12 protein-coding genes, 1 tRNA gene and 1 pseudogene are annotated in these 11,876 nt (G+C 41.2%); 12 read left to right on the top strand and 2 right to left on the bottom strand.

What is annotated here, in order from left to right; translation table 11 throughout:
• The first annotated feature begins 95 nt into the window (after window positions 1–95).
• From cmoA to priC, 6 genes are all read left to right on the top strand, one after another.
• A complete protein-coding gene (gene cmoA / locus A4G13_RS01350) occupies window positions 96–821 on the top strand; it encodes a carboxy-S-adenosyl-L-methionine synthase CmoA (protein ID WP_090654645.1) in 726 nt (241 codons plus the stop codon).
• 108 nt (window positions 822–929) lie between these two features.
• Window positions 930–1,649: an arginine ABC transporter substrate-binding protein gene (locus A4G13_RS01345; RefSeq protein WP_011199883.1), complete on the top strand. Its 720-nt coding sequence runs from the start codon at window positions 930–932 to the stop codon at window positions 1,647–1,649.
• A 70-nt stretch (window positions 1,650–1,719) separates the two neighbouring features.
• Window positions 1,720–2,127: a lactoylglutathione lyase gene (gene gloA, locus A4G13_RS01340; RefSeq protein WP_041640152.1), complete on the top strand. Its 408-nt coding sequence runs from the start codon at window positions 1,720–1,722 to the stop codon at window positions 2,125–2,127.
• A 55-nt stretch (window positions 2,128–2,182) separates the two neighbouring features.
• Complete coding sequence (rnt, locus tag A4G13_RS01335) at window positions 2,183–2,854, top strand: ribonuclease T (RefSeq protein ID WP_011199881.1); 672 nt, start codon at window positions 2,183–2,185, stop codon at window positions 2,852–2,854.
• Window positions 2,855–2,941: 87 nt separating this feature from the next.
• On the top strand, window positions 2,942–4,297 hold the full coding sequence (locus A4G13_RS01330) for a Na+/H+ antiporter family protein (protein ID WP_011199880.1): 1,356 nt from the start codon (window positions 2,942–2,944) through the stop codon (window positions 4,295–4,297).
• A gap of 54 nt (window positions 4,298–4,351) precedes the next feature.
• Window positions 4,352–4,912, top strand: a complete 561-nt coding sequence (gene priC, locus A4G13_RS01325; protein ID WP_090654643.1) for a primosomal replication protein PriC — start codon at window positions 4,352–4,354, stop codon at window positions 4,910–4,912.
• Between the two features lie 128 nt (window positions 4,913–5,040).
• On the opposite strand, the gene A4G13_RS01320 is transcribed toward priC, so the two are convergent.
• Window positions 5,041–5,130: transfer RNA gene (locus tag A4G13_RS01320), tRNA-Ser, on the bottom strand.
• A 178-nt stretch (window positions 5,131–5,308) separates the two neighbouring features.
• Window positions 5,309–5,578, bottom strand: coding sequence for a 30S ribosomal protein S15 (gene rpsO, locus A4G13_RS01315; RefSeq protein ID WP_011199878.1), 270 nt, complete (start codon window positions 5,576–5,578; stop codon window positions 5,309–5,311).
• Window positions 5,579–5,872: 294 nt separating this feature from the next.
• On the opposite strand from rpsO, the gene A4G13_RS01310 reads away from it, so the two are divergent.
• The 6 genes and pseudogenes from A4G13_RS01310 (at window position 5,873) to garD (ending at window position 11,798) form a co-directional block, all read left to right on the top strand.
• Complete coding sequence (locus A4G13_RS01310; RefSeq protein WP_090654641.1) at window positions 5,873–6,859, top strand: TRAP transporter substrate-binding protein; 987 nt, start codon at window positions 5,873–5,875, stop codon at window positions 6,857–6,859.
• Between the two features lie 137 nt (window positions 6,860–6,996).
• Window positions 6,997–7,488, top strand: a complete 492-nt coding sequence (locus tag A4G13_RS01305; RefSeq protein WP_090654241.1) for a TRAP transporter small permease — start codon at window positions 6,997–6,999, stop codon at window positions 7,486–7,488.
• Window positions 7,489–7,658: 170 nt separating this feature from the next.
• Entirely contained in the window at window positions 7,659–7,973 is a 315-nt protein-coding gene (locus A4G13_RS01300; RefSeq protein WP_165898014.1) for a transposase, read from the top strand.
• Window positions 7,961–8,797 carry an IS3 family transposase gene (locus A4G13_RS01295; protein ID WP_157847505.1) on the top strand — a complete coding sequence of 279 codons (837 nt, stop codon included), beginning with the start codon at window positions 7,961–7,963 and terminating at the stop codon, window positions 8,795–8,797. Before A4G13_RS01300 ends, A4G13_RS01295 begins: the two co-directional genes overlap by 13 nt.
• A gap of 13 nt (window positions 8,798–8,810) precedes the next feature.
• Window positions 8,811–10,025: pseudogene (locus tag A4G13_RS01290) on the top strand (TRAP transporter large permease); the annotation flags it as partial.
• A gap of 219 nt (window positions 10,026–10,244) precedes the next feature.
• A complete protein-coding gene (gene garD / locus A4G13_RS01285; RefSeq protein ID WP_090654446.1) occupies window positions 10,245–11,798 on the top strand; it encodes a galactarate dehydratase in 1,554 nt (517 codons plus the stop codon).
• The last annotated feature ends 78 nt before the right edge of the window (window positions 11,799–11,876 follow it).

Raw genomic sequence — 11,876 nt, 5'->3', positions numbered from 1 at the left:
ATTTTATTCTGAAAAAATAACTGGCAAATTATAGCTGAAAAAAATCAAAACTTCTTCTAAAATAACCGCACTTTTTAACCCAAATAGCAGGAATTATGAGCAAAGACACGATTTTTTCCACCCCGATTGAAAAATTGGGTGATTTTACTTTTGATGAAAATGTGGCGGAAGTATTTCCCGATATGATCCAACGTTCCGTGCCGGGATATTCCAATATCATCACCGCCATCGGTATGCTTGCCGAGCGTTTTGTCACCGCAGACAGCAATGTATATGATTTGGGCTGCTCGCGCGGTGCGGCTACCCTTTCCGCCCGCCGCAATATCAAACAAGCGAATGTCAAAATTATCGGCGTAGATAATTCTCAGCCGATGACGGAACGCGCCCGTCAGCATATTCATGCTTATCACAGTGAAATTCCGGTAGAAATTTTATGCGACGACATCCGCAATATCGCCATTGAAAACGCCTCAATGGTCATCTTAAATTTCACCCTGCAGTTTCTGCCGCCGGAAGATCGCCGGGCCCTTCTGGAAAAAATTTATCGCGGATTAAATCAGGGCGGATTGCTGGTTTTATCGGAGAAATTCCGCTTTGAAGACGAAACCACAAATAACCTGCTGATCGATTTACACCATACCTTTAAACGCGCCAACGGTTACAGCGAACTGGAAGTGAGCCAGAAACGCGCGGCGTTAGAAAACGTCATGCGTATCGACAGCATTAACACCCACAAAGTGCGGTTAAAAAATGTCGGATTTTCTCATGTGGAACTGTGGTTCCAGTGCTTTAACTTCGGATCGATGATTGCCATTAAATAAACTGTAGATTATTTTTCACTTCGTGCCGATAGCGGCTACAAAGCATTAAATAATTTTCACCGACCGATAAAAGTGCGGTCATTTTTTTCATAATTTTAAGGAAACCCAATGAAAAAATTATTACTTTCAACTTTACTTATCACCACAGCCTTTGCCGTATCGGCAAAAGATATCAGCTTTGCCATGGAACCGACTTATCCACCTTTTGAATTTACTAATGAAAAAGGCGAAATTATCGGCTTCGACGTCGATATCGCCAATGCACTGTGCAAAGAAATGCAGGCAAACTGCACATTCAAAAGCCAAGCATTCGACGCCTTAATTCAAGGGTTAAAACAAAAACGTTTTGACGCGTCTATTTCGGGCATGGGCATTACCGAAGCGCGTAAAAAACAAGTGTTATTCACAGAACCTTACTTTTCAAGTTCCGCCGCATTTATTGCGAAAAAAGGTACGGACTTTACTAAAGTGAAAACTATCGGCGTGCAAAACGGCACCACATATCAAAACTATATCATCAAAGAAAAACCGGAATATGAAGTAAAAGCTTACGCTTCCTTCCAGGATGCACTTTTAGATATTCAAAACGGTCGTATTGATGCGATTTTCGGCGATATTCCCGTTTTAGTGGATATGATTAAAAAAACACCGGAATTAGCTTTTGCGGGCGAGAAAATTGATAACAAAACCTATTTCGGTAACGGCTTAGGTATCGCCGCCAATAAAGCGAACCAGGAATTAATTGATGAATTTAACCAAGCCTTAATTAAAATCCGCCAAAACGGCGAATATCAAAAAATTTATGACAAATGGATGACGGCAAAATAGTTAGCGGATTTATCCTTTTGCTTATGGCATAATACCAACGCTTAATTTTATCAAGGAGTTTAATAATATGATGAGAATTCTACACACCATGTTACGCGTAGGCGATTTGGATCGTTCCGTCAAATTCTATCAGGATGTTTTGGGTATGCGTTTATTACGTACCAGCGAAAATCCCGAATACAAATATTCATTGGCCTTTTTAGGTTATGACGACGAAGATAAAACGGCGGTTATCGAGCTGACTTATAACTGGGGCGTCACTGAATACGAACTTGGCTCGGCATTTGGCCATATCGCCATTGGCGTGGATGACATTCACGCCACTTGTGAAGCGGTAAAAGCGCACGGCGGCAAAGTCACCCGAGAACCCGGTCCGGTTAAAGGCGGTTCCACCGTGATTGCTTTTGTGGAAGATCCGGACGGTTATAAAATCGAATTTATCGAAAATAAAAATGCAAAAGCGGCATTAGGCAACTAATTTTTACTTATGCGCTCAGCAGGTTAATGCTTGCTGAGTTTTTTAAAAGGTTAATATGGTAACTGAAACACAAAACGAAACGGAGACAACGGAAAAAATTGATTATAATCTGTTAAAAAACCGTTTCCGCGGTTATTATCCCGTTATTATCGACGTTGAAACCGCCGGCTTTAATGCCAAAACCGACGCATTACTTGAGCTCGCGGCGATTACGCTAAAAATGGATGAAAACGGGCTTTTAGTACCGGATCAGAAATGCCATTTTCATATTAAACCCTTTGAAGGCGCCAATATTAATCCCGAATCCATTAAATTTAACGGTATTGATATCGATAATCCGTTACGCGGTGCGGTTCCCGAATCGGAAGCTATCACCGGCTTATTTCAAATGGTACGAAAAGGGCAAAAAAATGCCGGTTGCCAACGCTCGATTATCGTGGCGCATAATGCAACATTTGATCAGAGCTTTGTAATGGCGGCGGCTGATCGCACTAAAATCAAACGTAATCCGTTTCACCCTTTCAGCAGTTTCGATACCGCCAGTTTAAGCGGGTTAATGTTCGGGCAAACGGTGCTGGTAAAAGCCTGTCAGGCGGCACACATTGCCTTTGACGGAAAACAAGCCCATTCCGCTTTATACGATACGGAACGGACGGCGGAATTGTTTTGCTATATGGTCAATCACCTTAAAGCATTAGGCGGTTTCCCCCACATTGCTGAAAACTAGCGAAAACCGACCGCACTTTGCTTTTATCATTTTGTATAAAGTGCGGTAAAAATAATAAATTTTTTATCTTAAATCTAAGGAAACATTATGCTAACCAACGAAGTGGTCATTTCTATTCTGGTTTTGCTCATATTGAGCCTGCTAAGAATCAATGTCGTCATCGCCTTAGTTATTTCCGCACTCACGGCGGGATTGGTAGGCGGTTTAGGCATCACTAAAACCATTGAAACTTTTACCGGCGGTTTAGGCGGTGGGGCGGAAGTTGCAATGAATTACGCCATCTTAGGCGCTTTTGCCGTGGCGATTTCAAAATCCGGCATTACGGATTTGCTGGCTTATAAAGTCATCAAACGCCTCGGTAATCGTCCGACCGGCAGTTCCATAGCCGGTTTTAAATATTTTATTCTTGCCGTGCTGGTTGCTTTCTCTATTTCGTCACAAAACTTATTACCGGTTCATATCGCCTTTATTCCTATCGTTGTGCCGCCGTTATTAAGCATTTTCAATAAATTAAAATTAGATCGCCGCGCCGTAGCCTGCGTGTTAACCTTCGGTTTAACCGCAACTTATATGCTATTACCGGTGGGTTTCGGTAAAATCTTTATTGAAAGTATTTTAGTAAAAAATATTAATGAAGTGGGCGCCGCTTTAGGATTACAAACCTCCGTCGCTCAAGTTTCTATGGCAATGTCTATTCCGGTTTTAGGAATGATTTTGGGCTTATGCACGGCTATTTTCATCAGTTACCGCAAACCGAGAGAATATATCGTCAAAATCGCCGAACCGACTACCGCCGAAATTGAACAACACATTGCTAATATTAAGCCGTTCCATGTAATGGCAAGCATAGTTGCCGTTTTAGTCACATTCGGTTTACAGCTTTTCACCAGCTCAACTATTATCGGCGGTTTAGCCGGGCTGATTATTTTTGCAGTCTGCGGTATTTTCAAATTAAAAGAAAGCAACGATATATTCCAGCAAGGCCTGCGCCTGATGGCAATGATTGGTTTTGTGATGATCGCCGCTTCCGGTTTTGCTAATGTAATTAATTCAACGGGCGGTGTTACCGAACTTGTTAATAGTTTCAGTCAATCTGTCGGCGCAGATAACAAAGGTATTGCAGCTTTCTTAATGTTGGTTATCGGTTTATTTATCACCATGGGGATCGGTTCATCATTTTCTACCGTACCTATTATCACTTCTATTTATGTACCGCTTTGCCTTACTTTAGGCTTCTCGCCGCTTGCCACCGTTGCCATCGTCGGGGTTGCCGCCGCATTAGGCGACGCCGGTTCGCCTGCATCGGATTCTACACTGGGGCCGACTTCCGGTTTAAATATGGACGGACGACATGATCATATTTGGGATTCCGTAGTACCGACTTTCCTTCACTTTAATATCCCGTTATTAGTGTTTGGTTGGTTTGCCGCAATGACTCTTTAATCTATAAAATCTCCCCTAATAAAATTAGGGGAGATTTCTTTTTAGGCTGAAATTATGAAGAATTTGACCGCACTTATTGAGCAGTTACAAACTAAAGTTCAACAACTTACGCTGCAATTTGCCGCTTTTTCCGATAAAAAAATCTACGCAAAATTTGACCGCACTTTATTCAGTGAAGATTTCGAATCCGGGCAATTTTATTTTGATCAAATTCAACATACTCTGGCGCAAATTGCAGGATTAAAGGAAACCGAAATTCCGCAAATTCAATTTTTCAGCGAAAAACTTCTCGCGCAATGTACCGCACTTTCCGATGCAATTAATCAACATAACGGTAGAAAAACGGCACCGACGGCAAAAATCCCTTCGCAACGGGAAAAGCTCAAACATGAACTAAATCAGCTCCCGCCGAGAGAACGGTTAGTTCGTTATTATGAGGCATTACAAGCCTTAAACGAAAAGATTAATGAATTGGAAGACAAACGGAACACCGCACATAACGAACAACAGAAAGCGGGCTATCAGCACCAAATCGACATCACTTTGCCGCGGCGAAAACGCTGTTTGGAAGCAATTGAAGTATTAGAGGAATATTTATCTTTCAAAGAAAATTAACGCCGGATTTTAGGGTCTGTTTATCTTTTATAAACAGATCCCAATCTTAATCAAGAAAATAACTAATTACCTGCAGTCAAAAAGCAAAAAGCCGTTATTCTTTCGAATAACGGCTTTTCTGAATTGGATGGCGGAGGAACTGAGATTCGAACTCAGGGAGGGCGCAAACCCTCGCCGGTTTTCAAGACCGGTGCCTTCAACCACTCGACCATTCCTCCGTGATTTAAGCGTGGTGAATAATACTGGTTTCGCTATACACTGTCAAGCATGATTAAAGGAAAAAGCAAAAAAATCATTTAATTGATTAATTTTAAAACATTTAAAACCCTGGATTCGCGGTTAAAAACCTATAAAAAAACCCTCAATAACGAGGGCTTCAAAAATAATTTTAAAAAATTAGCGACGTAAACCTAAACGAGCGATTGTTTCAGAATATTTGGCTAAATCTGTACGTTTTAAGTAGTCCAATAATTTACGACGACGAGAAACCATACGTAATAAACCACGACGACCGTGATGGTCTTTTTTGTGCTCTGCAAAGTGAGCTTGTAAGTGGTTGATTTGTGCTGTCAATAATGCGATTTGAACTTCTGATGAACCAGTATCTTTTGCATCACGACCGAATTCAGCTACGATTGCAGCTTTTTTTTCTACGCTTAGAGACATTTTATTACTCCTAAAAAGTAAGTTAATAGTACATCGTTTGCCGATCTCTAATTCAGCTACGACAAGGAAGTTGTATTGTAACGATTAGATAAAAAAAAGCAAATAAATATTTGCCTTTCGATAAACACCAATAATATAAAATTAAAATAATGTTTTATTTATTTTGTTAACTTGATCACAATTTTAAAACAACACCCAAGAAAATTAAATTCATAGTGATAGAATCCGGTCATTCAGTATAACTGATAGCAATAATTAGATTAGCCCGTCCAATCCTCACATGGAGATCTCACAATGAAATTAAAAACATTTATTCTCTCTAGCCTCTCTATTGCCCTTCCTTTGTGTGCGGTTTCAACAAATGCAATAGCAGCTAAAGTCACATTGAAACTTGCCCACAATCTGGAACAATCGCACGTTATTCATAAAGCGCTGGATTATATGGCAAAAGAAGTGAAAGAAAAATCCAACGGTGAATTGATTCTCCGCATTTACCCCAACAGACAAATGGGGGATGCCAGAGAAACCATTGAATTACTGCAAAACGATGCCTTGGATATGACTAAAGCAAATTCCAGCGAATTAGAACCTTTTGTGAAAGAAATGGCCGTTTTTACTTGCCCGTATTTATTTAATAACGATGAACATTTTAAGAAGGTTTTATACGGTTCAGCGGGTAAAAGCATTACGGATAAAACCAAAAACAGCGGATTTACGGTACTTTCTTCCTATGTAGGCGGTTCCCGTAATTTCTATACGAAAAAACCGATTTATTCACCCGCAGATTTAAAAGGTATGAAAATCCGCGTTATTTCTACCCCGACCACCAATCGCATTATTGAATTACTAGGCGGTTCGCCTGTTCCCGTTCCGCTAGGTGAAGTTTATACCGCACTTCAGCAAGGCGTGATTGACGGTGCGGAAAACAATATTCCTTCTTATACTTCTACCCGCCATGTGGAAGTGGCAAAATATTTTACTGAAGATCAACACACTAGCATGCCTGATTATCTCGTCATCGCTAACAAGGTTTGGAATAAATTAGATGAAAATCAGCAAAAAATTCTGTTAGATGCGGCAAAAGAGTCTGAAATTTATCAACAAAAATTATGGGATGAGGAAACCGTTCACTCCCGCCGGGAAGCGGAGAAAATCGGCACCACCTTCATTCAAGTCGATAAACAGCCGTTCCGCGATGCCTTAATCCCACTTTACAATGACTTTAAACAAAATCCTGTATTCTCACAAATCATTGCAGATATTGAAGCGGAAGCTAAATAGATAAATATTCCCCTTATCCATAATAAGGGGATTTTTGTCTTAAATTGATTTTACAAAAAATTTGATACGCTAAAAGTGCGGATGATTTGGACTATTTTTTATGCCGACTCCCCATTCCTAGATTTTGGAGCTACGCTATGCGATTCGAGAAACTCAAAAAACCTGTTGATGTCTTTATTTCAACCTTTTCCATTATTGTAATGGTCCTGTTAGTTATCTGTGTAACCTGGCAGGTGTTCAGTCGTTACGTCCTGCAAATACCCAGCACCATTACCGATGAAATCGCCCGCTTCAGTATGATTTGGGTCGGCTTGTTAGGCGCCGCTTATACCGTCGGGCTACAAAAACACCTTTCTATTGATTTATTTACCCATAATTTAACCCCGCGCAACAAAGCCTTCAGTCACCTCTTTATTAACTTCTGTATTATGGGCTTTTCTCTCGGTGTGATGATTTTCGGCGGACTCACCTTAATTTCTAACGTCTATGCCTCCGGCCAGCTTTCTCCTTCCATGCAGATTCCCATGGCCTATATTTATCTCGCCCTGCCTTTAAGCGGCTTGTTGATGCTGTTTTACAGCATCTTGTTCTTCATTGATAATCTTCATTCCTTAAAGGAGTATGACTGATGGATGCGTTATTATCTTGGGAATGGTTTGTTCCCGCCGTGATGTTTTTCTCTTTCTTTGTATTGGTGTTTGTGGGCGTGCCGATTTCTTTTTCTATCGGGATTGTAGTGGTAGACTAATTCCGCAGTCCTCAATAAGTGATAAAATAACATCACAAATGAGGAAATATTATGAGAAGAACATTTAGCGCAGAATATAAAGCTGAAGCAGTAAAATTAGTGACTGAACGAGGATATTCAGTTTCTCAAGCTTGCCGAGAGTTAGGTGTGGGTGAAACAGCACTTCGTCGCTGGATAAGTCAAGTTCAAGCGGAGCAACAAGGTTACGTTTTAGCTGGTTCAAAGCCAATTAGCCCAGAACAACAACGAATTCGAGAACTTGAAAATCGTATTAAAGAACTTGAAGAAGATAAGGCCATTTTAAAAAAGGCTACAGCGATTTTAATGTCACTCGAAAACAAAAATACCAAGTCATTACGACGTTAAAATCGCGAGGAATCAACCGGTTATGTGAGCTATTTAGCGTGTCTGAAAGTGCTTACTACGCCCATTTGCGCACAGCCAAAAAGCCAGCGAAACACACAGCTTTAGCCGTTGAAATCAAGGCAATTTTTGATGCAAGCCGAAGTTCAGCAGGCAAACGAACGATTCAATCGCATTTGAAAGAGAAAGGTATTTTTGTGGGGTTGTATTTAATTCGTAAGTTAATGAATAAGCAAGGATTATTTAGTAAGCAACCGCAAAAATGGCGCAATCCTAGTAAAGGAAACAGTCAAGTTTTTGAGAATATACTAAGTCGAGAATTTACGCCTGATAGCCAAACGACCGTGCTATGTGGTGACACGACCTATATAAAAATCAATGGGATATGGTGCTATTTAGCAGTGGTAATTAATTTATTAAATCGTCAAGTCGTCGGTTGGAAGCTAAGTCGCTATCATGATAGTGAGCTGGTTAAAGATGCACTGAATCATGCGATGCTGAATATTGAACGCACGGAGCGAATGTTGTTCCATTCAGACCAAGGTAGTATTTATGGCAGTGAAATCTTTACTGATTCAGTTAAGAAACATGGGCTTACACAAAGTATGAGCCGTCGTGGTAACTGTTGGGACAATGCGCCGATGGAGCGTTGGTTTCGGAGTTTTAAATATGAATGGATGCTGAAAGGGGGTTATAGTGATTTTGAAAGTGCTGTAAACGATGTGAGAGAATATGTGATGTATTATAATCACATTCGCCCACATAGCTATAATCAAGGTCTATCTCCGATTTTAGCAAAAACAACTTATCGGAGACTGTTAAATTAGTTGACCACTACAGATTGCTACCTTGGCCGCCGCCGCATTCATGTTACCTTTTGAGACCACCTTAATTGTCTCCGGACAAAAAATCGCCACCGGATTAGACAGTTTTTCCTTGCTTGCCATTCCGTTTTTTATTCTCGCCGGCTCACTGATGAATAGCGGCGGGATTGCCACCCGGTTAATTAACTTCTCTCAAATTTTAGTCGGTCGTATTCCCGGCTCCCTGGGGCATACCAATGTGATGGCGAATATGATGTTCGGCTCGATTTCCGGGTCGGCCGTAGCCGCTGCCGCCGCCGTAGGCGGTACTATGGCGCCGTTACAGGCTAAAGCCGGCTACGACCCGGCTTATTCCGCCGCCATTAATGTCTCTTCCTGTATCTCCGGATTATTGATTCCGCCCTCCAATGTCATGATTGTCTATGCATTAACTGCCGGCGGCATTTCCGTTGCCACCCTCTTTATGGCCGGTTATGTGCCCGGTATTTTAATGGGCTTCGGGATTATGGCGATGAATTATATCATTGCAAGAAAACGCCGTTATCCGGTATCGGATAAACCGACCTTTGCCGAAGTGGTTAAATATTCCTTAGATGCCGTTCCAAGCCTATTAATGGTGGTGGTCGTCATGGGCGGGATTTTAGGCGGCGTCTTTACCGCTACCGAAGCCTCCGCCATTGCCGTAGTCTATACCTTTATACTTTCCGTCATTATTTATCGTGAAATTAAGTTAACTCAATTGCCGAAAATCATTTTGGACGCCATTGTCACCACCTCTATCGTGCTGTTCCTCATCGGTGTCTCCGTCGCCATGTCCTGGGCGATGACTAACGCCGATATTCCTTATATGGTTAACGAGTTATTAATCAGCGTATCCGATAATCTGATTGTGATTTTATTAATCATCAATATGTTATTATTAGTTATCGGTATCTTTATGGATATGACCCCCGCCGTCTTAATCTTTACCCCTATCTTTTTACCTATTGTCAAAGAATTGGGGATGGACCCCGTCCATTTCGGCATTATGATGATTTTCAATCTCTGTATCGGTTTATGTACCCCGCCTGTCGGTAGCGCATTATTTGTCGGCTGCTCCGTTTCCGGTGTAAAACTACAAGATTTAATCAAACCTATGTTGCCTTTCTTTGCCGTGTTGGTCATCACCTTATTGATGGTCACCTATATCCCGCAATTATCGTTATTTTTACCGGGATTGTTTGGGTTATAAATTCACCTTCTTATTTATATAGTTGCTATTTGTTGACTGATAGCAACTATATACTCAACTATAAAGTCCACCTATTTATCATAAATATTTGTAATTTCTCCAATATTATCATTTGTATATAAAATATTATTAGGCTTATGCACAATGCTTTATTATTATTTTTTAGCAAAAATGGAAATGAAAAATTAGCTTTATATTTTAATTGTGGGAGAAAATTATATGAATACGCAGCAAAAAGCGTTATATATTAAAGTCAATCCTACAGACAATGTTGCTATCGTTGTAAATAGTAATGGTTTGCCTGCAGGTTCTCAATTTGAAGACGGTGTAACATTAATTGAGCATATACCTCAAGGGCATAAAGTCGCTCTTGTAGACATACCAAAAGATTCCGAAATTATTCGCTATGGAGAAATTATCGGTTACGCAGTAAAAGATATTAAACAAGGTTCATGGATTGACGAATCCCTCGTTACTTTACCTAAAGCTCCGCCGCTAGAAACATTGCCGCTAGCGACGCGTAAAGCACCGAAATTAGAACCATTAGAAGGATATACCTTTGAAGGTTATCGCAATAAAGACGGCAGCGTGGGTACTAAAAATATGCTAGGCATCACTACCAGCGTCCATTGCGTTGCGGGTGTTGTCGATTATGTCGTAAACATCATCGAAAAAGAATTATTGCCTCAATATCCCAATGTGGACGGCGTTGTAGGCTTAAACCACTTATATGGTTGCGGAGTAGCAATTAATGCGCCTGCGGCAATCGTGCCTATTCGAACCATTCATAATATCGCCTTGAACCCTAATTTTGGCGGGGAAATAATGGTAATCGGTTTAGGATGTGAAAAATTACAGCCGCAACGTTTACTCGAAGGGACTGTCGATACTTATCCAATCGAATTAAAAGATGCCACCATTATGAGCTTACAAGATGAACGGCATGTCGGTTTTGAAGCCATGATTAAAGAAATTTTAGAAACGGCTAAACAACATTTAGAAAAACTCAACCGGCGTAAACGTGAAACCTGCCCGGTATCTGATTTGGTGGTCGGAGGCCAATGCGGCGGTTCTGATGCATTCTCAGGCGTAACGGCTAATCCGGCAGTCGGTTTTGCCGCAGACTTACTCGTTCGTGCGGGCGCGACCTTTATGTTCTCCGAAGTAACGGAAGTGCGCGATGCCATTCATCTTCTAACACCGCGAGCAGAAACCGTTGAAGTAGGTAAACGTCTATTAGAAGAAATGAAATGGTATGATGATTATCTTGATATGGGCCAAACGGATCGTAGCGCAAACCCATCTCCCGGAAATAAAAAAGGCGGGTTGGCAAACGTAGTGGAAAAAGCGTTAGGTTCTATCGCTAAATCAGGTTCCAGCAATATTGTTGAAGTGCTTTCACCTGGTCAACGCCCGACTAAAAAAGGGCTAATCTATGCGGCGACGCCTGCCAGTGACTTTGTATGCGGTACCCAACAATTAGCCTCGGGTATCACGGTTCAATTGTTTACAACGGGTCGCGGCACGCCTTATGGTTTAAAAGCCGTACCGGTGATTAAATTAGCCACCCGCACGGATTTGGCAAACCGCTGGTTTGATTTAATAGATATTGATACCGGTACCATCGCAACAGGTAAAGAAACGATAGAACAAGTCGGTTGGAGAATCTTCCATGAAATTCTTGACGTGGCAAGCGGCCGTAAACAGACCTGGTCTGATAGATGGGGACTATACAATCAATTATCGGTATTTAATCCGGCTCCGGTGACCTGATAAAATTCCAAAAATTTATACCGCACTTTTGTGCGGTATTTTTTTATGATATTTGAACAGAATATTTAAAATTAGAGA

Source organism: Basfia succiniciproducens (genome assembly GCF_011455875.1).
GTDB classification, from domain to species: domain Bacteria; phylum Pseudomonadota; class Gammaproteobacteria; order Enterobacterales; family Pasteurellaceae; genus Basfia; species Basfia succiniciproducens.
This window is presented reverse-complemented; position numbering and strand designations above follow the sequence as displayed.